Source organism: Roseobacter weihaiensis (assembly GCF_020622345.1).
Taxonomy (GTDB): domain Bacteria; phylum Pseudomonadota; class Alphaproteobacteria; order Rhodobacterales; family Rhodobacteraceae; genus Roseobacter; species Roseobacter weihaiensis.
The window spans coordinates 61,839-86,776 of sequence record NZ_JACNMO010000008.1; the positions used below are offsets into that span (position 1 = coordinate 61,839).

Here is a 24,938-nt window from a genome sequence, read left to right on the forward strand (position 1 = left end):
GATGCGACAGGTCGAAAACATATTCTGGCTGGGCATCAAGGAGTTCCGAAGCTTCTTCAGCGATATCGTGATGGTGATCTTCCTGGTGTGGTCGTTCACTTTTTCCATATACAGCGAGGCAACAGGCAGCTCCGAAGACGTCAACAACGCCTCGGTTGCGATCGTGGACGAAGACCGGTCGACCTTGTCGCGCAAGATCGCAACCGCGCTCTACCCGCCTTACTTCCGCGCACCCGAGGAGATTACCGCGGCAGAGATCGACCGCAGCATGGATCAGGACAAATACATGTTTGTGCTGAACATACCGCCCGATTTCGAGCGTGACGTCCGGCTGGGACGCCGCCCCGTTGTCCAATTGAACATCGACGCCACAGCGGTGGCACAGGCGGCCTTGGGGGCCCGCTATCTGGAATCCATCGTCGAGGGTGAAGTCATCCATTTTGCCCAGCAGTTCGGCGAAGAATACGACCCGCCTGTCACCCTGACTTTGCGGCGGGCGTTCAATCCCAATGGGGCGGAATCCTGGTTTCTGGCCATCAACGCGATCTTGAACAACCTGTCCATTCTGACGATCGTGCTGACGGGGGCCGCGCTCCTGCGCGAACGCGAACATGGCACAATCGAACATCTGCTGATCATGCCGTTGACCGCCTTCCAGATTGCCCTGGCCAAGATCTGGGCAAATGTTTTCATTGTTCTTGTCGCTTTTGCCCTTTCAATGTTCATTGTTGTCGAAGGCTTTCTCAATGTTCCCATCGCAGGCTCACGCCCGCTCTTGCTCTTTGGTGTGACGGTGTATCTTTTTGCCGCAGCAGCCATTGGTATTCTTCTGGGCACCCTGGCCCGTACAATGGCGCAGTTCGCGCTTTTGATCCTGTTAACGATCATGCCGATGATGATGCTGTCAGGGGGCGTGGGCCCAATCGAAAGTCAGCCCGACTATATCCAGCCGTTCACATGGCTTTTGCCGTCACGGCACTTCATGGAATTCGCGCAGGCCGTTGTCTTCCGCGGTGCCGACTTTGAAATCGTCTGGCGCACGCTGTTGACCATGGCAGGGCTTGGGTTCGTGTTCTTCGCCATCAGCCTGCTGCTCTTTCGGCGATCCGTTACAGCTCAGCGGTGAGCGCTGACACCGCAACCGCTTGGTTTTCAAAAGACCGTCAGATCCCGCATCCGGTGCGCCGCCTCCGGGTTGGGAGGATGTTTTCCCGCAGGGCAGAGAACAACGTGCCCGGCCACCCTTTAAAAAGGTGATACGCCTCGGCCCTTGCATAAAACATGACAAAACCCTCTTCACCCGGTGCCAACCGCCGTGCCCAACAAGGCCAGTGGCAAATGGCAAAATCGCGACAGACCGCAGGATCACACATGATCTTTCAGGCTAGTTGCATAGGTTTGAGGGGCGTCAAATTGGATTTCTTAGAAAATGTAGCCGGAATGATGCTTCTGGGTGGCCTCCTGAATGGCATTGCATCCGGTCTTCTGACCCTGCTGACAGGCCAGGTCATGAGCGCTTCTGGTATGATGGGACATCTTCTTGGCGGCGCCGAAGGGGTGGCCGCAACCAGTGTTGCTCTCATTGGCGGCATTTTTTCGGCGTCGCTGATCATGACAGGTCTTGGATTTTCGCCTCAGCAAGCGACCGAAGCGAGCTGGCCGTTTCTGATGGTCGGTGGGCTATCTTGGGTGTAAAGAACAAGCTGAGAATCTACCACACGCCTTGGTCGCCGAATTACACGAACACCAAGATTGACGTCAAAGACAGTCAACACTGGTTTTGTGATGAAGGCGAAGCGCTCGCTGCGGGCTGGCGTCCTGTTGCAGAGCGTTAGGACGGCAATCCTCTAAATGGAAACCAATGTCTCCAAACCAGACACTGATGAACAGGCATCACTTACACCAACTGGCCCATGACACCACTCACGGCGACGAAGCCTGTGCCAGTATTCCAGTGATTTGTGATGTCCAGTTCCTAGCATTGACCCAAGATCGCGCCCGTTTCGCGTTTCTTTGACGAGCCTTTGCAGCTGTTGGGTCGAAAAAATACTCCAGAGCGGCCTGCAACTGCGTTTCAACACCTTGCTGCGAATGGGACAGCACGGTGCCAAATCCATGTTCTTCAAGCCGCGCAGCCGTCATATGCGCTTCAACGTGCTTTGGAACCAGAAGCTGTGGCATCCCTGACAGCAAGCAGCCGGTTGATAGACCAAGCCCCGCTTGATGGAGTACCAGGCTGTAGCCCTCAAAAACTTCTGACAAGCCAAGCGGCTGGTTTAAGCACGAGATCCCGTCTGCCGGAGATATGTCAACGCCATCGCAATGCAGGTCAATATGATACCCGCTGTTCACCAAAGCTTCCATGATGTGGCGATCCTTGTCCTTTACCGAATGGAGATAGGCGTACACGCGTCTGTTGCTTGGCCTTTCCCGATGTCTGCAGGGACGTTTTCCATCGGACCTATGTACTCTTTCGAGGGTCTGCCGGATGCAGGGTCGAGAAATGGAAGGCATGCAACGGCGTTCCAATCCCCCCGCAGACAATCACGGGCGTCTGCTATCTCTGCCGTGTTTGACTGTCGCAGAGCGTGGTTCACCTGGGACAAAATCCGTTGAGACAGATTGGTCGGGTCGCGTTGCTTTTCCGGCACTGCAAAAGGCAAGAACCCCTCAGATGTTGGTGGCGTATAGCCACTCCCAACCATAACAAAAGGCAAGCTCACAACCACCAGCGGTCCATCGACCAGATCGCCTATGCCTGCAACGTTGCCAATCAAGGGCATCTGACCAGCGTCTTTAAGAAGACGTTTGGCGTGACGCCGGGCGCTTTGCGGAACGACTGGCGTTCCAAATCGTTTCCGGCCACGGCGTCAATTCCCGGCAATCCTGCATCCTGCCGGATCACCCGATGCTGTCAAACGAACGGTGTAATCTGTAAGCGCGTCGGCAGCGGAATCGGCATGATTTGATCATGCTCAATACCATTCGCATCGTTGCCCGAAGCAGGCCTCCACGCCCGGCCTCTTCGCCCGAGGAACGCCCCTCGTGCGTGGAACGGCACTTCGGTGCGGCGTCGACCCGCGGTTCACGCTTCCCCGAACCTGCCCCCGAGCCGCGGGTCGCACAACGCGCGCGGCGGTAATAATGCCTGAGCAAATCTATCAGTCCTTTTCCGAGTACCATGTGCGCAGCGAACTGTCGAAATTTCCTCGCATCCACCGCTCCTGCGGTTCAGATAAAATCCAGCTTGTCAAAACCGAACGATCCGCAAACGAAGTCTATTTTCCGGCGGTTCCGGAGCTCGTGGTTGGTATCGTCCTGGATGGAGATTTACCATTTCGTTTCGATCTTGGCGCGGGTTGGTCTTCCGCCTCCCGACTGCAGAAAGGTGATATTCGCCTTTGTCTGCCCAACACAGAAGCAAAATACGAATGCGGTGATGACTACAGTTTGCTGTTGGTATGCCTTCCACAGGCGATGGTCGACTGCGTCCTGCAAGGAGCGCCGCAGACGGATTCGAACGCCTTCGAGCCGCTTCACACACAGTCGGCTTTTCGAGATAATATTGTTCAAGAATTGGTCATGGGGCTTTGGTTTGAAAGCGAACAAAGCGCTGTCGCGTCTGATTTAATGGCCGATGGTCTTGCGTTATCGCTTGTCGCCCAATTGTTAAAACATGTGGGTCCCAAGATACGGAATATGCCTGCAACGAACGGCACCTGGCCCGGGCCGCCAGATCGCCCGGCGGCTATTGCCTCTCAAATCAACCGCACCGGCTCACCAGCAGACAGGCGCATTGCACGCGCAATCGACTATGTTGAAGCGCACATCGGCGAACGCCTGAATGTCGCGGAACTCGCAGCCATCGCATGTCTGTCGGCCGGTCATTTTTCGCGCGCGTTCAAGGCTGCGATGGGCGAGCCGGTCTGGTCTTTCGTCCAGCGTCGGCGGGGCGAGAGAGCGATGGAAATGCTTCGGCACACAGATTTTCCCGTCGCCGATATCGCCTATGCATGCGGCTTCGCCCATCAGGGACATCTGACAGCCTGTTTCAAACGCCAGTTCGGCATAACGCCCGGCGTCGTGCGGCAGGCCTGACACGTCTCTCTTTTCATCGAATGTTTCGATCTCGCTACCACTTGCGCGGATCGGGAAATATCCGCCGCTGAAAAAGTGCAATTCTTGTACCGGCTCGCGGGTCCTTCGCTTTAAAACGCGTCCGTCAGCCTAAATTTGTGTTGTCAGGAGATCCAGATGACCAATACGAAAACCGTCATCGAGCGTTTTCTCAAGTTTACCGAAACCCGAAATTCTGATGGTCATCGCGAGATTCTCGCTGAAGACTGCGTCTTTACCTCTCCCTACGCTGCTGAAGACGCGCCGACCCGCATTGAAGGCCGCGACGCGATCATTGAGCGCGCCCTGATCGGTGGATGGAAAACGCGTAAAAACATGAAAATCATCGACTTCAGATATGATGTGCTCGCCGACCCGCAATGGGCGCTCATTCAGTGGAGCAACACCTCTACTACCGATGACGGTAACGCAAGGCGTTTGAGCTGGAGGAGTTGAAGCGGGCGGAGTGGCATCTGCTTGAGCTGGGCGAAGAGGCGTTGGCGCATGAGAAGTTTGCCGCGGCGAAGCGGATGGCCGAAAGCCGCGGTTTTGACTACGTGCCGAGTGACATTCTGCTGCGGCGCTCCTTTGAGGAGAACCTACCCCGGCTGATGGCTGCGGCTGGCACAGAGACGCAGCCGACACCGCCCGAGGTGGCCAAGGCGATCCTGGGCGGCGTGGAGGTGGCCTTGCCGCCTCTACGGGAGGTGCTGCAAGAGTTCATCGCGCTGACCAAGACCAAGCACATGCGGAAGTCCGACCGCCAGCGGCATCTGTGGCGCCTGCCGAGAGAACGTGCGGTGTCTAACTTCGAAAAGGCCGTACCTCGGCGCGCGAAGGCTGGCATTGATCGGATCACGCGGGAGGATGCGCTGGCCTTTCGGGCCTGGTGGGCGGCTCGGATCGAAGCGGGAGAGATCCGGGCCGAGACGGCGCACAAGGATTTTGGGCACCTGTCGCAGATCATTCGGCACTGGTGCGAGCTGAAGGGCCATACGGACCTTGAGAACCCTTTGCCAAGCTGCGGTTTGACAAGGCTATCGATCCGTTGGTCAGCCGCCCGCCCTTTTCGCGGCACTGGGTGGAGACGCGCTGCTCACCGCCGGGATCGATGATCGGGTGCGGGCAGACATTCTCGGTCACAAGTACAAAAGGCCGGTCTACGGGTCAGGCGGCGGGATGTCTTTGCGGCATCAGGCTTTGGCCGAGATCGCCCTGTGATTTATCTTGCTGACGATTAACGAAATCACCCCTTTTTTGGCCTGGTGTCTCCCGCCACCTGAGAGCCACCTTCATATCTTTCAATAGGTTATGCCCGGGAGGTGTTGCGCTTTGGGCAGGAACAGCGCGCGGGGATAACCGCGCGCCATGTACGACCGTTTCGGCGCGCCGGGTTTCCTCGCCGCCTACAATGCGGGACCCGGACGCTACGCCGAACACCTCAGGACGGGCCGCCCATTGCCCGCGAAACACGCGCCTATCTCGCGATGTTGACGCCGTTAGTCGGCGCGCCCTGCAGCGTCTCTGCAAACCGATTACAACAACTCTGCACCCGATTGGCGCGTTGCGCCTCTTTTTGTCCTGCAAGTCGACGGCAACACGACGCCCCCGCACGTGGACAATCTGGAGCTGCCGACGACGACTTCAGATGGTCCGTCACACACAGATGGTCCGCACATGCCAGAGCCATTGAACGAACTGTTCGTCCGCTTCGGTGCGGATATTTTGGAATGACGGTCCCGTTCGCAGATTGGCGCGTTCCGTCGTGCTCCATCGCATTCTTTGTCGGCTTGTGGAGAGCGGAGAGTGAACCAACAGCAGGACGGTGAGAAAAAAGGCCGCGCACCAACTGATCCTACGGCGTTGCTATTGTTGAGCCTTTTATCCGCCTCGCAAGACGTCGCAGTGCCAAACACACTGCTCACTTACTGATTTCACAGCATTTCTGCTGTGCACCGCCTTTCGACAGGGGCGAACCGCATGAGCAAGCGCGACAATGACCTCCGCATCAGACCGGGGCGCATTCGTGATCGCGGCGCCCGCGGCCAGAAGGCCAGGAGCTTCGTCGGCCAGGTCATGTGCACGGCGAAGAAAGCGGGACACACCGGCTATCGCTTCGACGGAGCCAAGCATAATGGCCGCGGTAAATCACGCTTCGGTCGCGGCCGCTTTGTCGGCGTCGCGCGCGGGCTTTCCCGCACCCAGCGGCGCGTGAGCATCAAGGCGCGGATCGTCCGCCATCGCGGCGCCCGTTATCGCTCCGCGCCGCTCGCCAAACGCATTGATTATCTGAAGCGCGACGGTGTCACCCGCGATGGCCGGGATGCAGCGATGTCCAACCGGGACGGAAATGCTGCCGACGAACGCGCGTTCGCGTCAGCCTGTGAAGACGACCGGCACCATTTCCGCTTCATCATTTCGCCTGAGGACGCCGGGTCGATGGACGATGTCCGCGCCTTCACGCGCGACCTCATGGACCAGGCCGAGCGCGATCTTGGAACGCAGCTCGATTGGATCGCCGTTGACCATTGGAACACCGATAATCCGCACATTCATGTTCTGATCCGCGACCGCGCTGACGACGGCAAGGACCTCGTCATCTCGCGCGATTACATCAGCCGCGGCTTTCGCGCCCGCGCCTAAGAATTGGTCACGCTGGAACTCGGACCACGCACCGCGCGCGAGATCGCATCCGGTCTCGACGCAGAGGTGACGGCCGAACGCTGGACCGACCTCGACAAGGCGCTACGCAGCCGTGCTGACAACAACGCCGGCGTCGCAGACCTCCGGCCGGGATCGCCGCAACCGAGAGACCCCGATCTGCGCCAACGGCTGATCGGCCGCACGCAGACCCTGGAGCGGCTCGGCGTCGTCGAAAAACTTGCATCAGCGGTCTGGACCCTCAAGCCGGGCGCCAAAGACACGCTACGCGATCTCACCGTGCGGGGTGACATCATCAAGACCATACACCGCGCAATGGGCGGGCGGGCTGAACAGCCAATTTCCGACTTCGCCATCGAGGCGGAGCCGTCCGAACCTAGCGGCCAGCGCGATCTGCACAGTCACATAGGGCGTGGTAGGTCTCCCATTCTAGCTGGATGCTGGATGGATCAACAACTTGTCGTGCGACGGGTCTGCCTGCGCGCGAGGCCGGCTATCAATGCGATCAACGCGAAGATGATCGTAGCCCCGTCAGGGCTGCTCATATCGAGAACTATGCCGAAGATTGGCGCTCCGGCGGTCTGGCCTATCGCGATGGCGAGGAATGCGGCCGTGAGCCCGCTTGCGGGCCGGTCGGGCAGCGCCGACACGCCCCAGACAAGATAGACGCCGGTCAGCAGGATGTAGGCCGCTCCGAACAACGCGCCTCCACCGATCACAAGGGGGGGAAAGGACGTTGACGAGCCTACCAACCAAATGCCGACCGCCAGACCGCCGAGGGACGCGAGGTGAACGACATTTACCCCGAACCACGAACAGAGCGGTCCCGCTATGGCACCTGCAATACCGGCGGCACCGATGACGATCCAAAGGGTTCCGATCACACGTGCGTCCCAACCGTGATTCCGCGACACGAGTTCGCCGCCGAAGGACCAGATCGCCGTGCTAGCCGCGCCCATCAGAAACGCTGCGATAACAAGGATCAGGATATCGGCCGACATCCGGGGAAGACCGCGAGCGACGTCGGGGTCTCTGGTCCCAGCTCTCGGAACGGCCCAGAACGTCGCTATCGTGGCCGCCGCAGCCGTTACGGTGAAAGCTCCGTAGGCCAGCCGCCAATCGGCTCCGAGGTAGAGGGCGACGGGCCCCGAGAGCGCCACGCCAGCGCCGGTTCCGGAATTGATGACCGTGTTCACGGTGTCTTGGCGTTGGCTCTCCACAGCCAGAACGACCGCTGCTGCGAGCGGCGGCGAGGCAAGACCGGTGCTCATTCCCGCGAAGAGCACGGCTGCCGCTAGGACCGCAGGGGATTGGGCGATTGCGATCAGGGCCATACCGCTCCCGGCGACGATGCCGGCACCGATGGCGATCGGGCGCGGGCCATACCATTCGACGAGCCCGGCAGAGGCGACGATCGCGAGGCAATACCCCAGGAACGATGCGCCCGCGATCATCCCGGCAAAGGTCGGCGTCAAAGACAGGTCGGCGCGGATTTCCGGAAGGAACAATCCGAAGGCGAACCGTGCGAGGCCATAGCACACCGCGATCAGGGCAAAGCCCGTTGCACCCAGTCGAAGCGTCGCACTCATTTTCTCGCGTTCGAGACGAGAATGTCCGCAGCCTCACGAGCCGCAGAGGCGACCTCCGGTCCGCGGTAGGCTGCTCCAGCCGTCGCGCCTTCGAAGAGGACGAGAAGTTGATCGACCAGGTCCTCGCGCGGTTCATCGAGTTGAACGCGAACGATGTCACCGATCCGCTCTCGAAGGAACGCCTTCTGCGTCTGGACCGCCGCGACGATCTCGGGCGTATCCCCGCCGGTCTCGCCAAGTGCCCTCAGGAATAGACAGCCGCGCGCGCCCTCGATACGGATCCAGTCCTCAAGCGCGGCGAAGAACGCGTCGACCGTCTGGACATCGAGGCGAGAGCGAAACCGTCGGTCACGTTCGTCGAGTACCGCGGCCATTAGGCCGGTCTTGCTTCCGAAGTGTTTGTAGAGAGTCCGACTAGACACCCCCGCCGCATCGGTGAGCCGATCCATGCCGGAGGCCATGAAGCCGTTGCGATCGAAGAGCGGTTCGACGGCCTCGAGGATGGCTTTCTTGAAATCCATAAAGCCAATGTAAAACGATCGTTTTACATGTCAAGCTTAAAGGTGTGGTGGGCGGCGGCATATCTGAGAATGTGTGTGGCACCAAGCGGAACACTTCGCCCAGAAACAACGTATCCGCCAAAGCTGCCGTTAGTACACTGCACATCATCGGTCAAAGTTGGCTCGAAAGCCGTCGTAAGCAACAAGGCGCTCGGAAGGCTCACGGTTTCAGTGCGCCAGCGTAGTGCGCTTGCGTACCGCTTCGCAGAACTGTTCACTACAGCGCATCGGGCAGTCATCTCATCGTAGTGCGATGGCGAAGGAATAGTTCGCACATTCATCTCGCATGGCCCGCCACTTGCACAATGCAAACCGAAGATGAGGTCCTTAACGGGGCCTTTTTTCTTTTTGTCTCAAAGAACTTTAGCAAGACCAGCCAACCTTCGGAGACTGGCCGCAAGGCTGATTTCGGTCTCTAACGCCCCGTGTCTCTTTCCACCCGCCCTGCGGTTTCGGCGAGTCGGGTTCAAAAATCTTCATAATTTCAGGCAACTAGATTGTAGCGCCTGCGCATCTTTTGCGTTTGATCTTCTCGATAACTTTGCATTTTGAACTCCAACACTTGCGTCGTGGTGCTGCGCAAGGGTGCGAAGTCTTTGATGAAAAAGGAACTTTCCATCCATAGCCTGGCACCATGTCAAACGGGCCTTGGACAAATAAAGAGAACGACCTGATCGTCGCGGATTACTTCGCGATGCTGGCCGATGACATCGCCGGGAATGCGCGCGTGGTTCGGTATCTGATGCAGACGCGTCCGGAATTTCTATCCGAATTTCAGACCACCGCCGAGATGGAGTCGGTGGTGCCGGTGGAGGCTAAGTAGCCGATACGGTCGAGCAACGGGTACCCGAACCCGATAAGCCTGGGGACCGCAGGAGACGCCGCACTGTACCAGGCTTTGAGATCGGCGTGTTCAGGGTGCTTGGGGTCGCCTATGGCTTCCAGGAACTCTTCGTAACCAGGGAAGCCGCCCACGTCTTCGGGCGGGCAGCGGCCAGCAATGTCTGTGAGGCGGGGGTAGAGTTCGCCGGGGACAGGAGCGCTGATCTTGCCGATCTTGATCTTGTGGTCCCAGCTGTCGCCGAAGTCGTAGAGATAGTTGATCGTGCGTGCGCCGGTGTCTTTGATCAGCTCGGCCAGAGTGGTCTTGTTGGCGGGCAGGTCATCGCCGTCGAAGTCCGGGTCCGGCAGCCCCCAGGTCGCGCCACCAGCCTCGAACATGTAGAGATGTGAGTTGGTCCAGCCCATGGCCGCCTGGATGGTCAGGTGGAAGCGGTCGAGGCGGATATGGCCGACACCTGCAGGGTGATGTATGGCTTTCCAAGGTTCCACCCATCTCTTTGAGCCTGCGCCGCAGTGCCCAATGGCTTTCAATGTCTCGGGCCAAGCGGCTGATATCATCAATGACAACAACCACAGGCCCGCTTTGGGATTTGATCAAGCCAAGCATGGCATTGAAGGACGGCCTGTCCGCCACCCCGCCTGAGACAGCGCGCTCATAGAAAGACTCAATGACCGCGTAATTTTTCCGGGAGGCATATTCGCGGCAGCGTGGTTCCTGGTTTTCGAGCCCAGACGACAGCCTTCTGAAACGCTTTGTGCGTCGCAGTGGGGTCAGTGGGGCGGCTTCTGAGTATTTGAAAAGACCTCAGATGAGGGTTTAAGGGCTATTGGAGTGGCCTTGTGTAGCCGCTGTCGCCGAAGCAGGCATCCGTGTGGCGCTCAGCGTCGGTCAAAGTGGGCTCAACGGGAACTGCAGTATTGCGCAGCAACTGTCCGAGGGCGCGTCGCACCCCGACCATTCCTCGTCTTCGCATAGAAACCATGCATGACTGGTACTCTAGTGATGGCTCCTCACCCAGCTGCGGTACCTTCAATGTGCGAGTGGAAGCCTTACAGTTGCGCGTAATCCGGCTGCCGGCAGGTTGGCGAGCGTCACTGTTCCGCCATGGGCCGCGATGACGTCACGAACGATGGCCAGTCCAAGTCCAGCCCCGCCTGTATTGGTATTGCGGCTGTCTTCGCCCCGTACGAAGGGTTCGAACACCTCTGCAAGTTTTTCCTCGGGAATACCGGGGCCGCCATCGTCTATCGTTACAACCGCTGTCTCCGCCGCGCGGGTCATGACCGTGCGGGCCTCCTTTCCGTATTGCAAGGCATTGTCGAGCAGGTTCCCGACTGCTCGGCTGAGCGCCACAGGACGGCCACGCACAGTGGCAGGGTCAACACATTCGAATGATACGCCCCGCTCCGCACAGGCCCGTTCAACCAGCGCGCCGAGGTCTATGTCGCACATGCCCTCGCTCTCACCAGCTCCACGGGCATAGGCCACAAGGCCGTCAGCCATCACCGTCATTTCCTCTAGGGTGCGGATCATCGGATCGCTGTCCTCGGGCTCGAGCATCTCGGCCCGGATGCGCAAGCTGGTGATTGGTGTGCGCAGATCATGACCCACGGCAGCCAGCATGCGCATGCGTTCTGCATCGAAGCGAGCGATGCGCACCTGCATATCGTTGAAGGCCGTCGCTGCGTCGCGCATCTCGCGCGGTCCTTCCGTCTTGACAAGAACCGTTCGGTCCCCGCGGCCTGCTGCGCGGGCGGCTGTGGCAAGCGTGGCCAGCGGTTGCGTCAAGCGGCGGACAAAGATCAGCCCGACGCCCAATATAGCGGCCAGTGACAGCCCGAGGATCAAGAGGAATGCACCTTCTTCGATCCACGGGGGCGGTGGCCGCCTGCCACGGGACCGAATGTTCAGCCATTGTGTAGCCTCCCCCTCGGCGACGACAAGGCGCACGGATGCAACAACAGCCACCTTTTTGCCGCCCTTTCCGTCATCCCGTTGGACGCGGATCGCAGCCCTTACGTCACGCCCGCCAAGGGCCTCGGTCAGTGCGTCGGCAAGGGCGAGCGCGCGCGGTGTGTCGCGCTGGGTCCTGACCAGCGGTGTCGGATCGACCGTCACTTCGGAGGATCGGGTCGAGGCGGAGTTGGCCAGGCCGGGGCGGGCCTGTGGCAGAGCCGCTTCCAGGGCAGGCACCAGCGAGACAATGCGTTCCTGTTCGCGGGCGATCAAAGCCGCGCGATCCAGGCGGGTCCGCTCGTAGGACAGGACCGCAAGCGCCAGCAAGTTCGCACTGACAAGCGATGCGGTCAAAAGCAGCGCAAAGCGGCCTGCGATGCCATCCGGCAAAAGTCTTTTCAGCGTTTTCAAACCTGTTCCACATCTGCAGTGAGCCGGTAGCCCCCGCCCCATTCGGTGACGATCAGGCGCGGAGATGACGCATCCACTTCGATCTTTCTGCGCAATCGGCTCACGCTGTTGTCGATGGCCCGATCATATGCCTTGGCGTCACGACCGGCTGTCAGGTCCAGCAGCCTGTTGCGGGACATCACCGTTTGCGGATGGTCCAGCAGGACGCCCAGCAACCGGCTTTCCCCGGATGTCAGGGCGACGACGCGGCCGTCGGTATGCCGCACTTCCTGCGCGTCCGGGTCGTGCGTCCAGGGGCCAAACCTTCTGAGGCCCTTGGGCGTCTGCGGCACGGGTGGTGGTCTGCGCCGCAACACGGCGCGGATGCGCGCCACCAACTCGCGCGGGTTGAACGGTTTCACGACATAGTCGTCTGCGCCAAGTTCCAACCCCACGATGCGGTCGGTTTCGTCCGCCATGGCTGTCAGCAGGATCACGGGCGGGCCGCCCCGCGCCACCAACCATCGACACAGGCTCAGCCCGTCTTCACCCGGCATCATCACGTCCAGCACGATCAGAGCCGGCTCGCTTTCTTCAAGCAAACAACGCGCCTCCATGGCATTGGCGGCCATCTGCGTGCGCAGGCCCTGCTTGCGCAGATACTTGTCCAGCGGTTCGCGGATATCGCGGGCATCGTCCACGATCATCACCTGGGGGGCCGTCTGCTCCATTTCACCTCCTGTACCGGACCGGTTTGTGCCTCTTTTAGCGGCAAGGGACACTCACTCCGAGTCTAGGCGCTATTTTATTTGTCGCAATTTGTATCAGCACAGGCCATTGCGACAGATCGCGACAAACAAGATCCCCGCCTGACAAACCTTTCTGGCACGAGGTGTCCATATGGAAATCAGACGAGGCGAATGGGCGCCTCGATTTCCAAGGAAAGGATACCCAATGAACCGACCGAAAATACTGGCTGTGACTGCACTGGCCCTGAGCATCTTCGGCGTTGGTGCCGTCGTCGCCACTGCGCAAGACGGCGCGAACCCAACCCCACCCCCCGCAGCCGAAGGCAAGATGGCCCGGGCCGACGCCCGTGATCATCACGGTGCAAAGCACAGGCGGGGCCACGGCGGCAAGATGCGCGGCGGCGAGATGCTGCGCGATATCTTTGATGAAGCCGACGCCGACAGCGATGGCGCCGTCACACCAGAGGAGATCGAAACCTACCGCGCCGCGCTGGTGGCAGACGTGGACGCATCTGGCGATGGCGCGCTCTCCATAGAAGAGTTCGACACGCTCTACCGCAGCCTCACGCGCGCGCGCATGGTTGATGCTTTCCAGGCGCTTGACGCAGACGGCGACGGTCAGATCGCACCCGAAGAGATGGAGCGCAGAGTTGCGCGCTTTGTCGAGCGGATGGACCGCGACGGGGACGGAACGCTGACCCTGCAACGGCGCGGTCGGCCTGCACCGCAGGAGTGACCGGCTGCGGGGCGGCGCGGGTCGCCCCGGCCTTATCGCCAAAGGTGCCGCCGGAGTTTGCGTGAATAGGCGGCACCTCTCAAAACGAACAGGGAGACAGATGCAATCAGGATCCTCAATCACGTCGATCTTTCTGACACTTACCCTTCTCTCTACTTCCGTCGACGTCACGTCGGGCGCTGCACTTGCCCACGGTGCAGAAGATCACTGCGGGTTTGTCATCGCGTCGGTCGAAGAGGCGGGGTTCTCTGACGTTGTGACCGTCACCTGCGAGAACGGTACAGCCGTGATTTCTTCAAACATGTATCCCGATCACGAATTGATGACAGGCATCGTCGGGACCAATGAACAGGTGCCGGTGCCAGCCCTGGACTATAATGCGCCGATCCCTCTGGCCCCGGTGTTGGGCAATACACCGCAAACACGCGACGCAGCGCTCGGGGTGGCGGTGAACGGCGTGCCGATTTTTGACTACACGGGCGGTGGAGAGATGACGGAGGCGGACCTTTATCACCACCAGACCCAACACGATACGCTGCAAACGCAGCAACTCGATGTCTGCGGCGGCCATGCCGGGCGCGGAGATGACTACCACTATCACGTCAAACCCATTTGCATGATCGCGCAGATGGAGAATGCCGGGCACAGTGCGATCATCGGCTGGGCATTCGACGGCTTCCCGATCTATGGCGACACCAACCCCGATGGCACTGCCATTCCCGACGGGGTGCTTGATGTCTGCAACGGCCAGCCGGATGAGACATTCGGCTATCGGTACCACACCTCCGAGGGTGCGCCCTACATCGTGCAGTGCCTCATGGGCGAGGTCGCTGATATCCGCGAGTTGCCCCGTATCTCCCCTCTCGTTGATGCGGAAACGGGCCGTGGCGTGGCCCCGGGCCACCCGCCGCACGGCGGTGTCGAAAACCTTGTCTTCACCGAGGGCGCGGATGGCACCCGTAGCATGGATTACAGCTACGAGGACGAGAATTATTACATCCGCTACACCCCGTCCGACACGCCTGACTGCTACTTGTTCAAGATCCGGACCGTGACCAATGGTGGCGACATCGTCACCGGCGAGTATTGCCGATGAAGAGCGCCGCGCCCTCGTTTCTGGCGGATCTCCTGAGCCGTCTTGGGGACGGCGGGCAGTATGATCTCATCTGCGCGCCTTCCGTTTCTGAACTGGCACCCAATAAGGAGAAGACCATGATGCGCCTCATCCTCGCTACACCCCTTGTCCTGGCCGTCACGCCAGCTCTTGCTGAGACTCGCACAATCACTGCGGACATCTGGGCGGACAATTGGTTCGAGATGTCGGTGAACGGCAGCGAGGTGATCGAAGACAGCGTTCCCATCACAACCGAGCGATCCTTCAACGCGGAAACAATCACCTTCACCGTTGACCTACCGATGACCATTGCCATCAAGGCGATGGATTTCAAAGAGAATAACAGTGGCTTGGAGTACATCGGATCACGGCGTCAGCAGATGGGGGATGGCGGCCTGATCGCCCAGTTTGCAGACGCCGAAACAGGCGAAACCGTTGCCGTGACAGATAACAACATGCGCTGCCTTGTGGTGCACCGCGCCCCGGTTGATCGGTCTTGCGCGGCGTCCACCAATCCGGTGGCAGGCGAAGGTGCCTGCGCGTTTGAAAGGGCCGAAGCGCCAGCTGGCTGGACCGCCCCGGGCTTTGACGCGGCGGACTGGCCGCACGCCACGCTTCATTCCGCCCGCGCTGTTGATCCGAAGGATGGTTACGACACCGTGAGCTGGTCCGAAGCGGCCCGGTTCATCTGGGGCCCCGACCTTGAGCGGGACAACACCATCCTTTGCCGTGTCACCATCAATTAGCGGTCCGATCCCCGCACACCCAGCAAAGGAGGCTGACGTGAAAACAGGAACAGACATGAAAGGACGCGTGATCGCAGAACCGCTGGGCGCGTGCGCGAAGCGTGACGGAAATGCCTTAAGGTTTAGAGCCGGACGGTCTGAAGGAAGCCGTTCGATGCACCGGTTCAAATCGTCCCATACACGATGGGCACAGTCATGAACGTGGCAAAGCAAGTCCTCGCCACACTCGCGCTTGTTTCATGCTCAACGCTTGTCGCGGCGCACTACTCAGCTGATGTCCACACCGTCTTGGGCAGGTTAGGTGTTCCCCCGACTTTACTTCAACCGATAGCCAGATCAGACGATCAGACGGCGGAGGCAAATGGTGCCAGAGATCCGCGTGGGCAAGGTGGCAGGCCGGCTGCGATTGTGGATACTGCTGCGGTGTCCACGGAGACGATCAGCGACACAGCTCAGGCCATCGGCTCTGCCGAGGCGGTGCGATCTGTGTCGGTTGTTCCTTTCGAGAGCGGTGTACTGACGCGTGTGGCGGTCACCTCCGGAGATATGGTTGCCGCCGGTGACCTGTTGGCGCAACTGGATGCGGAGACAGAGGAAATCGCCCGAGATCGGGCGGCTGTGGCCCTGCGTTTGGCGGAAGCGGAATATGCGCGTTATGAAAGTCTGGTGCGGTCCAATGTGGCGTCACAGACGGAACTGGACACGCTGCGCGCGGAACGGGACGATGCCGAACTCGCGTTGCGCGAGGCGGACGTCGCGTTGCAGCGTCGGTCGATCTTTTCACCGATTGGCGGTGTTGTGGGCATCGTTCCAGTCGAGATGGGGGATTATGTGTCCACCTCCACTGAAATCGCCACGGTCGACGACAGATCGCAGGTGGTTGTCGATTTCTGGCTGCCCGAAAGATTCGTAAGCCTGCTGACCCTCGGACAGCGGGTTACGGCGACACCTTTGGCCGTGTCCGGCACGCAATTCGACGGGCAGATCAGCGCAATCGGCAGCCGGGTGCAGGTCGACAGCCGAACCATCCAGGTGCGGGCCTTGATCGACAACCCGGAGGATCTGATCCGCCCTGGCATGTCGTTCAGCGTCACAATGAATTTCGACGGCGAGACCTATCCCGCCGTTGACCCGCTGGCGGTGAACTGGGACGCCGACGGGTCCTATATCTGGGTTGTCGACGACGGTGTTGCCACGCGCACAAGTGTCGAGATCATTCAACGCAATGTCGATCACATCCTGATCGCCTCGGACATTGGTACTGGCGCACAGGTGGTCACCGAGGGTGGGTTGAACGTGCGCAACGGCGCGCCTGTCGTTGTGCAAGGCGATGCTGTGCAAGGCGACACTGCGCCTCCCCGCGAGGACAGCGCCGACCTGCCCGCACCATCCGTGCCCGAAACGGAAGGGTAGGCACATGGCTCAAAATACACCCGCAACGGCCCCGTCCAACCTGTCTGACATGACGGCGCTTTTTGTGCGACGCCCCGTTCTGGCCATTGTCGTCAACATGTTGATCCTTGTTGGCGGTCTTGCCGCGCTTGCCGGGGTCGCCGTTCGGGAACTGCCGGAAGTGGACAGCCCGACCATCACGATCAGAACGTCCTACTCCGGCGCCTCGGCAGAGACCATGGATCAGGAGGTCACGGGCATTGTGGAATCTGCAGCGGCGCAGGTGGCCGGTGTCAAATCGATGTCGTCGTCTTCGTCCTATGAGGAAAGCCGCGTGACGGTCGAGTTCACCACCAGCACCGACCTGAACGTCGCCGCCTCGGACCTGCGGGACGAGGTCAGCCGGATCAGCAGCAGCCTGCCCGACGAGATCGACGATGGCCCGACAATTGTGAAGGCGGATGCGGATGCTGAACCGATCATGCGGTTGGCCGTGACGTCCGAGACCATGGAGATCGACGCGCTGACCGATCTGGTCGATGACGAAGTGGTTGATCGCCTGTCCGCGGTCGAGGGCGTGGCGGAGGTCGAGGTCTTTGGTGAGCGTGAACAGACATTCCTGATTGACATAGATCAGGCGCAGCTGGCCACACGCGGTCTGACGGTGGCCGATCTGATTGATGCGTTGGACACCGTGGCGCTGGACGTGCCTGCCGGCTCACTGGAAAGCAGCGCGCAGGATTTCACGGTGCGGGCGACGGCCTCTTTGCGCACACCGGAGGATTTCGACCGTCTGATCATCGCCGATAACGTCCGGTTGGCGGATGTCGCTGTGGTGACGCTGGGGCCTGATGCGGAATCCTCGGTGCTTTTGGCCAATGGTCGTCCAGGGCTTGGGCTCAACATCATCCGGCAAGCCGGTTCGAATACGCTGAGTATCTCGAACGGTGTGCATGATGTCGTGGCCGTCATGCAGGAGACGTTACCCGAGGGCGTCACCATCGCTGTGACCAGCGACGATGCGACCTTCATCAACGGCTCGATTGTGGAGGTGCTGAAATCGCTCGGCCTGGCCATCGCGATTGTGGTTGGGGTGATCTTTGTATTCCTGCGCAACGTGCAGGCCACGCTGATCCCTGCGCTGACACTGCCGGTGGCCTTGATTGGGACGATTGGCGGCATCTGGCTGGCCGGCTTTTCGATCAACATCATAACGCTGCTGGCGCTGGTGCTGGCAACCGGCATGGTCGTGGATGACGCCATCGTCGTTCTGGAAAATATCGTGAAGAAACGCGATGCGGGTGAGCCTGTCCGCGCCGCCGCGGTGCGCGGCACGCGCGAGGTGTTCTTTGCGGTGATCACGACAACGGCGACGCTGGCGGCTGTCTTTATCCCGCTTTCGTTCCTGCCGGGCACTTCAGGGGGCCTGTTCCGGGAGTTCGGCTTTGTCCTTGCCATTGCGGTCACGATTTCCTCCTTCGTGGCGCTGTCGCTCTGTCCGATGTTGGCCTCGCGCCTGCTGTCCAATCGCCCGCCCGGGGAGGCTGAAGTCAAAATCGGCGTTATTGGCCGGATCGGCTCATGGGGCAGCCGCCGCTACGCAGCGGTTCTGCGCGCCTCTCTCTCCGCCCCGCTTGTGGTCATCACGGCTGCGGTTATCTGCTCCGGGGCTGCGTGGGTCATATACGGCACATTGGAAGAGGAGTTGACCCCGCCCGAGGACCGTGGCGTCGCACTGCTGCGGATCAACGCGCCCGAGGGCGTCAGCCTGGCCTACACCGAAAGACAGCAGCGCGAGATCGCGGCGCTCCTTCAACCGTTTCAGGACAGCGGCGAGATCGACTACATCTTCTCTCTCGTTGGGCGTGGCGGCAGCAACGAGGGGCGTATGGTCATGAGATTGGCGCCCTGGGGCGAACGTGCCCGCAGCCAGAACGAGATCGTGGCCGACATGAACCAGCTGATCGCCTCGGTGAACGGTGTGCGCGCTTTCGTCATCCAACCCAACTCGCTCGGGATCAGGGGCGGTGGCCAAGGGCTGCGCATGGCCCTGACGGGCAGCGACTATGACGTGCTTGCAACAGCGGCCAACGCGCTCCGGACCGAGCTGGAGGCGGACGCGGAGATGGGCCGCATTCAGCTGTCTTATGAAACCACGCAACCGCAGATCCTGATCGAGGTGGATCGCGAGCGCGCGGAGGATCTGGGTATAGATATCAGCGGACTGTCAGCCGCGATGCGTGCCCTGCTGGATGGCGACGAGGTTGGCGAGGTCTTTATCGATGGCGATGCGATCCCGGTGAAACTGATCTCGACAACCCACCCGGTTGACGACCCCACGGATCTGGAGAACATCTTTCTCAAGGCGTCCGACAACCGGATTGTGCCAATGTCCTCCATCGTGTCGATTGAGGAAATGGCGGTTGCCCCCTCGCTTGATCGCGAGGAACAGCTGCGGGCGATCACCTTATCAGCAGAGCTGTCCGATGACATGGCCTTGCGCGACGGGATCGAGCGGATCGAAGCGGCAGCAGAACGCATCCTGCCGCCTGATGTCGGGCTGATCCCGCTGTCCGAAGCGGCGACGCTGGAGGAGACATCCAGCGGTCTTGGCATGGTCTTCGGCTTTGCCATCGTGATCGTCATCCTTGTGCTGGCCGCCCAGTTCGAAAGCTTTCTCTCCAGCCTGATCATCGTGGGAACCGTGCCGCTTGGCCTTGCCTGTGCGGTGTTTGCGCTGGCCTTCACCAGCATCAGCCTGAATGTCTACAGCCAGATCGGTCTTGTGCTGCTGGTGGGCATCATGGCCAAGAACGGGATTCTGATCGTGGAGTTTGCGAACCAGTTGCGCGACACCGGCCTGACCGTGCAGGACGCGATTGAGCGTGCAGCCTTGCAACGCCTGCGACCGGTCATGATGACAATGGTGTCAACCGTGCTGGGCGGTGTGCCACTGGTCATATCGACAGGCGCGGGGGCCGAGGCGCGGGTATCCCTCGGTTGGGTGATTGTGGGGGGCCTGGGTCTGGCGACGGTGGCCACCCTGTTTGTCACGCCTGTTGTCTACAAGCTCCTTGCCGGTTTCTCGAAACCGCAGGCAGAAGAGATGCGGCGACTTGAAGCTGAGCTTGCATCATGACTGCCACACCCACCCGCTTGCCCGCATCACATCGGAGGATCTGACACATGCACTATGATTTCATCTCGCGCCTGAACCACTGGATCATCGCCATCGCCATGATCGGGATGCTGCTGTTTGGTCTTTACCTCGCATACGGCGGGTTGGAGCGTGAGGCGCGGGGCCCTCTGATCGGTATCCACCGCTCCATCGGGGTGCTTGTTCTGATCTACGGCACCTGGCGTGTGATTTGGCGGGTCGTTCAAGGCTTTCCCGACCCGGTCGCCCAGATGTCACCTTTGCAGCACCGGCTGTCGAAAGGGGCGCACTGGGGTCTGTTGGCAGGCATTCTGATCATGCCGCTTTCGGGCATCGGCTTCACCGTGTTTCGCGGGCGTGACGTTGATGTGTTTGGCATGTTCTCGATCCCCGGTGTGGCAGAGGTGCCCTGGATCGTGTCGCTATGCTCCGCACTTCACCACTATGTCGGGCTTGGCTTCTGTGCGATTGTGGTGCTGCACATCGCGGCCGCCTTCAAACACCATCTGGTAGACGGGGACGCAACGCTGACGCGCATGATCTCGGGCCGACCTGGCCTAGCCTCTGACCGCGTGTCAATGTCGGCGGACAAACAATGACCCCTTGTCCAGACACCCGTCATCATGAAGGGCACGTTGCCCCAAGGCAAACCTCACTTCACACTACCACTCACCAAAAGGGAGACGTTCAATGAAACGCATGACAGCCAAGGACTTCGATCAGGACCTTCTCGATCTTTATGATTTCTACGCCCACGGAAAGATCACCAAACGGGAGTTCCTGGACCGCGCCGGCAAGTTCGCCGTCGGTGGGTTGACTGCCATGGCCCTGCTGGACATGCTCAGCCCCAACTACGCGATGGCCCAGCAAGTGTCGTTCAATGACGCTGACATCCACGCCGACTACATCATGTATCCCTCACCGAACGGCACAGGCGATGTGCGCGGCTATCTGGTGCGGCCCGCTGATGTGGAGGGCCCGCTACCAGCGGTGCTGGTCATCCACGAAAACCGCGGGCTAAATCCTTACATCGAAGACGTTGCGCGCCGTCTGGCCAAGGCGGGGTTCATGGCGCTGGCGCCGGATGGTCTCACTTCGGTCGGCGGGTATCCGGGCAATGATGCCGACGGTCGTGAGCTGCAACGGACTGTCGACGGCGTTGCACTGATGAATGACTTCTTCGCGGGCTTCGAACATCTGCTTTCGCGCGAGGACAGCACAGGCCGCGTTGGCGCTGTCGGCTTTTGCTATGGCGGCGGCGTGGTCGGCGCAATTGCCGTGGCATACCCGGAGCTGGCCGCCGGGGTGCCCTTTTACGGGCGGCAACCGGCGTCAGAGGATGTGCCCAAGATCGAAGCCCCGCTTCTGATCCAGATGGGAGAGCTTGACGAGCGCATCAACGCCGGATGGCCGGCCTTCGAGGCGGCCCTGAAAGCAAATGACAAAGTCTACGAGGCCTATATCTACGAAGGCGCGAACCACGGGTTCCACAACGACAGCACGCCGCGCTATGATGAGGCTATGGCTGAACTGGCATGGGAGCGTACAATCGGGTGGTTCAGCAGCTATCTGTCGTAATGTCTGATACCATCGGGCAATCAGATGAGCCACCCGCCTTCCAATCCTTTTCCGCGTTTGGGTGGCTCGTCCGACGAACGGTTCGCTCGCCAAACCCGCTTACATGCCGCGCACGCAACCTTGGCTTTTTGCGTTGGGATCTGGGGATCTGTTAAGCCCGCTTTTACGCGTGCCTGGCCCGCGAAACCGCTGGGTCTATTTGGGTATTGCGGGGTGGAGTGGAAAAGCAAGTGCGCCTTGCAAGAAATAGGGAGGAAATGCAAAGGCTCATGCTCGCTTTGCTGCAACAAAAACGCTACGAATGGCCCTTTGCCGGCATTCGCGAGGCCATATGGCCAACACCATGATCGCCGCGGATTGGGGTTGCGAGATCGCAGCATTACCTGACTTGGGTGGGCAAACGGTCCCGCAGCTCCGCATTCACATCGCCGGAGGACTGAAAGCCGGTCTACCCCAAACCGAGATAGCAGACGTAATCTGGCAAATGTCGCTGTGCTGAGGATGCCCAGCGGCAATCAACGCACTGAACATAGCTTTGGATGCTTTCAAGGAAGAGGGCGAAGATGGAGAATAATCCCTAGCCAATTCCTGGCAGCTGCAAAAGGGCCGATACTGGTGAAAAACTCGACCTACCAGATGTTGTGCTTAGTCGGGATGGGCCTTCCCAACCCGCTGCCATTGCGGCCAAGGCCAAAGCCCACGCACTTTTCAAAAACGCTCTCGAACAGTCGGTGCATCAAATCGCCATCAGCGAAGTGCCCGTGCCGGTTATCGGAAAAGGTCGAGCGGTCCGGCACATGGCCTTCCAAGCCCAGCTTGCAAAACCACCTGTACCCGCCAGATCGTCCGCCGGCAGATCGAAGGCCGCCTTAAACGGCACGGCCTCTAGAAGTACGTTGCCAAAGGCGATGGCCTCTTTCGGTGTTCCTACCAGCGCGCCGGGCGGGCGTTCCGTAAGAGATGCAATCGATACCGGGTTGCGGGAGGAAAAGAAAACCTCATGGCCTGCCTGCGCCCAAAGGCCTCCAAGCGGAATTTCTATATTGCCACTGCCGATAATGCCGACTTTCATTTCGCCCTGCTTTCTCTGCCAACTGAACATCAATGAAATCATTCTCGCACACGATTGTTACGTTCATGGCCAGATCGCCCGAACCAGAGATAGCGACAACGACACCATCAGTTTTCAAATGCCTTCCGCTGCAGGGAATCAAAGAATTCCAGGAACAGGGAAATTCTGGAATCCCGGATCTGAACAACAACGATGTACTCGTTGCCATAGTCTTCTCCGGTCTTGGTGTTTGTCAGATGGCCTTGAAACTCAATGATTACCCATTCCGAATCGGCGACAGGATAGACCGCCTTTACTGGAAATCCTTTCGGCTTCTTGTAGCCTTTTGGTCCCCACGAAATAGTCGCGCAGATCATCGATGCCAATGATCGGCACCCTTCCATCTGGCGCGACCGGAAACTCCAAGCGTGCCTCATTATGCCAAAGCGTCATGACCGCTTCCATGTCGCAACGTCCGCACGGGCGATCACCACGCTTTCACCGGGTGTATCGCGAAGTTTGATAAAGCCAGAACCCTGTCCATTGTCGACAGAACCGGGCCGCAGAATGGTCCAGGCAAGGGATCGTGCACGCACAGCGCGCTCACAAGAAGGAAGCGTCGAATAGCCGTGGCAACCGCCGCCTGGACCAGAGTTTGACAGCGCGGTGTTCAATGGCGTCCTCGTAACCGGATGGACCGGCAGCGGCAAAGATGACGGCGTCGACCCCATCGAGCCATTGATCAGAGGTGTCGGACGTCAGATCGCCAATGACAACAGTCGCTGATTTGGTATCGGGCGCGCCGTTTCGAGGACCACCTTCTGCCAACCAACCATATCGTCGCCAAGCGGCGTGATCAGGCACAAGCGATTGACGCCGTCGGAGAAAGCTTTAGCGAGATCGTTCGGATCAAGAGAAAACCGTACCGGAAGCACCAGCGCCGGATCGATCGTTGTCAGCAACCGCGCCGCCGGGCCGTCAGGATCACGTGTCGCGACCCGGATTTCGCCGATCCGTGGGTCAAGCGACAAGAGACAAGAGATGCGCAACTTCACGCCCGATGTTTCCAGTGGCGCCTGTGACGAGAACGGTTGGCATGAGAGATGATTCCCTTCAATTCAGATCGGCGTTGCCTGTCGTCTAGGGCCGTCGCATATTCAGCGTGAACATAAGGCAGCTCCGGGTCTTTGTTCGGTTGCGCTTTCGAACCGCATAACCGGTGTCCACTTATGCTGAAAGTGCTCTAAAGTTCGACGTGCGATTGCGCGGCGACCTCGCCGTCAACGAGCGCGGCGATCTTGCCATTGACCTCGGCCACCCACTCCGCCGCCATATGCGCATTGAAGGCGGCCTCGGTGTCCCAAGCCTCAAAGATCGTGAACAGCGCCGGGTCGGCTTGCGCGCGAAAAACCCGGTAGAACTGACAACCGGCGTCCTTGGCCGCGCGAGCACGCACTTGCCGCATCAAGGCCGCCAAGTCATCGGCGGCGTCCGCGCGGGCGCGGAGGTTGACCGTCACCGTGTGGGCGGACGCCGCATCGCCAGCGACCTCGTCGGCGGAAGGAAAGCCAGCCACCCGCTTTACAGAGTCGTAGTGTTCCTTGAAATGCGCAATCTTGCCATTGCGCACACGAACGATGGTTATGTAGCTGTTTTCCTGCACGGTCGGATCGTCGCCGACAGTCAACTGGCTGTCGAATTCAATGACGCACGCATTCGGATCTGCCAGCGGTGTGATGACACGATTGGGATATCCTATCGGGACGACCACCGCCAAGGCGTCGCGGAAGTATTTCTCAATGGCGGGTTGACCTTCGACGCATTCCGTAAACCCCTCAGGGGCAAATGGAAACTCCAGAACAGCGTCCTCGGTCCACATTCCAGCGATGGCGTCCGCGTCCGAAATCGCCAATGCGTCCAAGAAGGCGGTGGCCGCAATGGCAGCCTGATTATCTTCGATCACACTGATCATCTCCCATTGCTGGGAAACATCTTCGGGCGCCTCAGTGAGAAGGTCACCCGCTTCCTCCAAGAACGAAGAGAGCTCAGGCGGGCGATGAGCGCGGTGGTATTCGTCAAACCCTGATTTCGTCTTCCAGGTTTCATAGAGCAGAAACTGTGACGGGTTTGCCTTGTTCTGGTGAAGGTCGAAACGGGTCATAGTGAAACCGGGTCCGACACGGCGCTCGCCGTCCGTTACGGCAAGCAGCTTTCTGCGAACTTCCTCCTCCTTTCCGGGAACAGCTTCGAGAATGTCGGTGATTATAAGCTCTGGGTTTGTCACAGGTAAATCTCCTCG

At 59.8% G+C, this 24,938-nt stretch carries 27 protein-coding genes and 3 pseudogenes; 17 read left to right on the plus strand and 13 right to left on the minus strand.

Translation table 11 applies throughout. The annotated features are described in order from the left end of the window. The first annotated feature begins 1 nt into the window (after position 1). From H7847_RS10995 to H7847_RS27355, 3 genes are all read left to right on the plus strand, one after another. Positions 2-1,126 (plus strand): ABC transporter permease, encoded by a 1,125-nt coding sequence (locus tag H7847_RS10995; RefSeq protein WP_227269537.1) that lies wholly within the window; start codon positions 2-4, stop codon positions 1,124-1,126. A gap of 245 nt (positions 1,127-1,371) precedes the next feature. Beyond that, the gene (locus tag H7847_RS11000) at positions 1,372-1,695 is read left to right on the plus strand and encodes a hypothetical protein (protein ID WP_227269538.1); all 324 of its coding nucleotides are present in this window, start codon (positions 1,372-1,374) and stop codon (positions 1,693-1,695) included. Beyond that, the gene (locus tag H7847_RS27355; RefSeq protein WP_455115530.1) at positions 1,686-1,835 is read left to right on the plus strand and encodes a sunset domain-containing protein; all 150 of its coding nucleotides are present in this window, start codon (positions 1,686-1,688) and stop codon (positions 1,833-1,835) included. The genes H7847_RS11000 and H7847_RS27355 overlap by 10 nt, the downstream gene beginning before the upstream one ends. Before the next feature lie 88 nt (positions 1,836-1,923). Here H7847_RS27355 and H7847_RS11005 read toward each other — a convergent pair whose 3' ends face one another. Continuing rightward, the gene (locus H7847_RS11005; protein WP_227269539.1) at positions 1,924-2,409 is read right to left on the minus strand and encodes a glycosyltransferase; all 486 of its coding nucleotides are present in this window, start codon (positions 2,407-2,409) and stop codon (positions 1,924-1,926) included. A gap of 179 nt (positions 2,410-2,588) precedes the next feature. On the opposite strand from H7847_RS11005, the gene H7847_RS27135 reads away from it, so the two are divergent. From H7847_RS27135 to H7847_RS11035, 6 genes and pseudogenes are all read left to right on the plus strand, one after another. Next, entirely contained in the window at positions 2,589-2,969 is a 381-nt protein-coding gene (locus H7847_RS27135) for a helix-turn-helix domain-containing protein (RefSeq protein ID WP_227269540.1), read from the plus strand. 175 nt (positions 2,970-3,144) lie between these two features. After that, the gene (locus tag H7847_RS11015) at positions 3,145-4,098 is read left to right on the plus strand and encodes a helix-turn-helix domain-containing protein (protein ID WP_227269541.1); all 954 of its coding nucleotides are present in this window, start codon (positions 3,145-3,147) and stop codon (positions 4,096-4,098) included. A gap of 156 nt (positions 4,099-4,254) precedes the next feature. Then, the gene (locus H7847_RS11020; RefSeq protein ID WP_227269542.1) at positions 4,255-4,572 is read left to right on the plus strand and encodes a nuclear transport factor 2 family protein; all 318 of its coding nucleotides are present in this window, start codon (positions 4,255-4,257) and stop codon (positions 4,570-4,572) included. Then, complete coding sequence (locus H7847_RS11025) at positions 4,569-5,231, plus strand: hypothetical protein (protein WP_227269543.1); 663 nt, start codon at positions 4,569-4,571, stop codon at positions 5,229-5,231. Before H7847_RS11020 ends, H7847_RS11025 begins: the two co-directional genes overlap by 4 nt. Positions 5,232-6,096: 865 nt before the next feature. Further along, entirely contained in the window at positions 6,097-6,759 is a 663-nt protein-coding gene (locus tag H7847_RS11030; RefSeq protein WP_227269544.1) for a hypothetical protein, read from the plus strand. 66 nt (positions 6,760-6,825) lie between these two features. Beyond that, positions 6,826-7,116, plus strand: a pseudogene (locus tag H7847_RS11035) (DUF3363 domain-containing protein); the annotation flags it as partial. A gap of 110 nt (positions 7,117-7,226) precedes the next feature. On the opposite strand, the gene H7847_RS11040 reads toward H7847_RS11035, so the two are convergent. After that, positions 7,227-8,366, minus strand: coding sequence for an MFS transporter (locus tag H7847_RS11040; protein ID WP_227269545.1), 1,140 nt, complete (start codon positions 8,364-8,366; stop codon positions 7,227-7,229). Continuing rightward, positions 8,363-8,887, minus strand: a complete 525-nt coding sequence (locus tag H7847_RS11045) for a TetR/AcrR family transcriptional regulator (RefSeq protein ID WP_227269546.1) — start codon at positions 8,885-8,887, stop codon at positions 8,363-8,365. Before H7847_RS11045 ends, H7847_RS11040 begins: the two co-directional genes overlap by 4 nt. Before the next feature lie 673 nt (positions 8,888-9,560). On the opposite strand from H7847_RS11045, the pseudogene H7847_RS27360 reads away from it, so the two are divergent. After that, positions 9,561-9,644, plus strand: a pseudogene (locus H7847_RS27360) (DUF3883 domain-containing protein); the annotation flags it as partial. Between the two features lie 56 nt (positions 9,645-9,700). On the opposite strand, the gene H7847_RS11055 reads toward H7847_RS27360, so the two are convergent. The 4 genes and pseudogenes from H7847_RS11055 to H7847_RS11070 form a co-directional block, all read right to left on the minus strand. Beyond that, the gene (locus H7847_RS11055; protein ID WP_227269547.1) at positions 9,701-10,327 is read right to left on the minus strand and encodes a plasmid pRiA4b ORF-3 family protein; all 627 of its coding nucleotides are present in this window, start codon (positions 10,325-10,327) and stop codon (positions 9,701-9,703) included. Further along, positions 10,296-10,544, minus strand: a pseudogene (locus H7847_RS27140) (recombinase family protein); the annotation flags it as partial. The pseudogene H7847_RS27140 and the gene H7847_RS11055, both read right to left, overlap by 32 nt. A gap of 255 nt (positions 10,545-10,799) precedes the next feature. Next, positions 10,800-12,137, minus strand: a complete 1,338-nt coding sequence (locus H7847_RS11065; protein WP_227269548.1) for an ATP-binding protein — start codon at positions 12,135-12,137, stop codon at positions 10,800-10,802. After that, positions 12,134-12,847, minus strand: a complete 714-nt coding sequence (locus H7847_RS11070) for a response regulator (protein WP_227269549.1) — start codon at positions 12,845-12,847, stop codon at positions 12,134-12,136. The genes H7847_RS11065 and H7847_RS11070 overlap by 4 nt, the downstream gene beginning before the upstream one ends. 223 nt (positions 12,848-13,070) lie before the next feature. Here H7847_RS11070 and H7847_RS11075 point away from each other — a divergent pair, with 223 nt between their 5' ends. From H7847_RS11075 to yghX, 7 genes are all read left to right on the plus strand, one after another. Next, a complete protein-coding gene (locus H7847_RS11075; protein ID WP_227269550.1) occupies positions 13,071-13,601 on the plus strand; it encodes an EF-hand domain-containing protein in 531 nt (176 codons plus the stop codon). A gap of 100 nt (positions 13,602-13,701) precedes the next feature. Beyond that, positions 13,702-14,697 carry a YHYH protein gene (locus H7847_RS11080; protein WP_227269551.1) on the plus strand — a complete coding sequence of 332 codons (996 nt, stop codon included), beginning with the start codon at positions 13,702-13,704 and terminating at the stop codon, positions 14,695-14,697. Positions 14,698-14,813: 116 nt separating this feature from the next. After that, the gene (locus tag H7847_RS11085) at positions 14,814-15,461 is read left to right on the plus strand and encodes a PEBP family protein (RefSeq protein ID WP_227269552.1); all 648 of its coding nucleotides are present in this window, start codon (positions 14,814-14,816) and stop codon (positions 15,459-15,461) included. Positions 15,462-15,656: 195 nt separating this feature from the next. Beyond that, positions 15,657-16,874, plus strand: a complete 1,218-nt coding sequence (locus H7847_RS11090; protein WP_227269553.1) for an efflux RND transporter periplasmic adaptor subunit — start codon at positions 15,657-15,659, stop codon at positions 16,872-16,874. A 4-nt stretch (positions 16,875-16,878) separates the two neighbouring features. Beyond that, positions 16,879-19,992: an efflux RND transporter permease subunit gene (locus H7847_RS11095; RefSeq protein WP_227269554.1), complete on the plus strand. Its 3,114-nt coding sequence runs from the start codon at positions 16,879-16,881 to the stop codon at positions 19,990-19,992. Between the two features lie 47 nt (positions 19,993-20,039). Then, on the plus strand, positions 20,040-20,609 hold the full coding sequence (locus tag H7847_RS11100; RefSeq protein WP_227269555.1) for a cytochrome b: 570 nt from the start codon (positions 20,040-20,042) through the stop codon (positions 20,607-20,609). A gap of 91 nt (positions 20,610-20,700) precedes the next feature. After that, positions 20,701-21,588 carry a YghX family hydrolase gene (yghX, locus tag H7847_RS11105; protein WP_227269556.1) on the plus strand — a complete coding sequence of 296 codons (888 nt, stop codon included), beginning with the start codon at positions 20,701-20,703 and terminating at the stop codon, positions 21,586-21,588. Between the two features lie 629 nt (positions 21,589-22,217). Here yghX and H7847_RS27145 read toward each other — a convergent pair. The 6 genes from H7847_RS27145 to H7847_RS11135 form a co-directional block, all read right to left on the minus strand. Then, positions 22,218-22,385: a hypothetical protein gene (locus H7847_RS27145; protein WP_406675989.1), complete on the minus strand. Its 168-nt coding sequence runs from the start codon at positions 22,383-22,385 to the stop codon at positions 22,218-22,220. Then, on the minus strand, positions 22,325-22,660 hold the full coding sequence (locus H7847_RS27150) for an NAD(P)-binding domain-containing protein (protein ID WP_406675990.1): 336 nt from the start codon (positions 22,658-22,660) through the stop codon (positions 22,325-22,327). The genes H7847_RS27145 and H7847_RS27150 overlap by 61 nt, the downstream gene beginning before the upstream one ends. A 107-nt stretch (positions 22,661-22,767) precedes the next feature. Further along, entirely contained in the window at positions 22,768-23,025 is a 258-nt protein-coding gene (locus H7847_RS11120) for a nuclear transport factor 2 family protein (protein ID WP_227269557.1), read from the minus strand. Positions 23,026-23,088: 63 nt separating this feature from the next. Further along, positions 23,089-23,370, minus strand: coding sequence for an NAD(P)H-binding protein (locus H7847_RS27155; protein WP_227269558.1), 282 nt, complete (start codon positions 23,368-23,370; stop codon positions 23,089-23,091). A 27-nt stretch (positions 23,371-23,397) separates the two neighbouring features. Next, positions 23,398-23,601, minus strand: a complete 204-nt coding sequence (locus H7847_RS11130; RefSeq protein WP_227269559.1) for a hypothetical protein — start codon at positions 23,599-23,601, stop codon at positions 23,398-23,400. A gap of 281 nt (positions 23,602-23,882) precedes the next feature. Beyond that, the gene (locus H7847_RS11135) at positions 23,883-24,923 is read right to left on the minus strand and encodes an antibiotic biosynthesis monooxygenase (RefSeq protein ID WP_227269560.1); all 1,041 of its coding nucleotides are present in this window, start codon (positions 24,921-24,923) and stop codon (positions 23,883-23,885) included. Positions 24,924-24,938 lie beyond the last annotated feature (15 nt).

Excerpts from the sequence above, each read along its gene's own strand:
- H7847_RS11085 (WP_227269552.1), top strand. The coding sequence starts at position 14,814 with ATGATGCGCCTCATCCTCGCTACACCCCTTGTCCTGGCCGTCACGCCA.
- H7847_RS11020 (WP_227269542.1), top strand. The coding sequence starts at position 4,255 with ATGACCAATACGAAAACCGTCATCGAGCGTTTTCTCAAGTTTACCGAA.
- H7847_RS11075 (WP_227269550.1), top strand. The coding sequence starts at position 13,071 with ATGAACCGACCGAAAATACTGGCTGTGACTGCACTGGCCCTGAGCATC.
- H7847_RS11095 (WP_227269554.1), top strand. The coding sequence starts at position 16,879 with ATGGCTCAAAATACACCCGCAACGGCCCCGTCCAACCTGTCTGACATG.
- yghX (WP_227269556.1), top strand. The coding sequence starts at position 20,701 with ATGAAACGCATGACAGCCAAGGACTTCGATCAGGACCTTCTCGATCTT.
- H7847_RS11045 (WP_227269546.1), bottom strand. The coding sequence starts at position 8,887 with ATGGATTTCAAGAAAGCCATCCTCGAGGCCGTCGAACCGCTCTTCGAT.
- H7847_RS10995 (WP_227269537.1), top strand. The coding sequence starts at position 2 with ATGCGACAGGTCGAAAACATATTCTGGCTGGGCATCAAGGAGTTCCGA.
- H7847_RS11055 (WP_227269547.1), bottom strand. The coding sequence starts at position 10,327 with ATGATATCAGCCGCTTGGCCCGAGACATTGAAAGCCATTGGGCACTGC.
- H7847_RS11090 (WP_227269553.1), top strand. The coding sequence starts at position 15,657 with ATGAACGTGGCAAAGCAAGTCCTCGCCACACTCGCGCTTGTTTCATGC.
- H7847_RS11080 (WP_227269551.1), top strand. The coding sequence starts at position 13,702 with ATGCAATCAGGATCCTCAATCACGTCGATCTTTCTGACACTTACCCTT.
- H7847_RS11000 (WP_227269538.1), top strand. The coding sequence starts at position 1,372 with ATGATCTTTCAGGCTAGTTGCATAGGTTTGAGGGGCGTCAAATTGGAT.
- H7847_RS11030 (WP_227269544.1), top strand. The coding sequence starts at position 6,097 with ATGAGCAAGCGCGACAATGACCTCCGCATCAGACCGGGGCGCATTCGT.
- H7847_RS11015 (WP_227269541.1), top strand. The coding sequence starts at position 3,145 with ATGCCTGAGCAAATCTATCAGTCCTTTTCCGAGTACCATGTGCGCAGC.
- H7847_RS11070 (WP_227269549.1), bottom strand. The coding sequence starts at position 12,847 with ATGGAGCAGACGGCCCCCCAGGTGATGATCGTGGACGATGCCCGCGAT.
- H7847_RS27150 (WP_406675990.1), bottom strand. The coding sequence starts at position 22,660 with ATGAAAGTCGGCATTATCGGCAGTGGCAATATAGAAATTCCGCTTGGA.
- H7847_RS11100 (WP_227269555.1), top strand. The coding sequence starts at position 20,040 with ATGCACTATGATTTCATCTCGCGCCTGAACCACTGGATCATCGCCATC.
- H7847_RS27155 (WP_227269558.1), bottom strand. The coding sequence starts at position 23,370 with ATGGGGTCGACGCCGTCATCTTTGCCGCTGCCGGTCCATCCGGTTACG.
- H7847_RS11040 (WP_227269545.1), bottom strand. The coding sequence starts at position 8,366 with ATGAGTGCGACGCTTCGACTGGGTGCAACGGGCTTTGCCCTGATCGCG.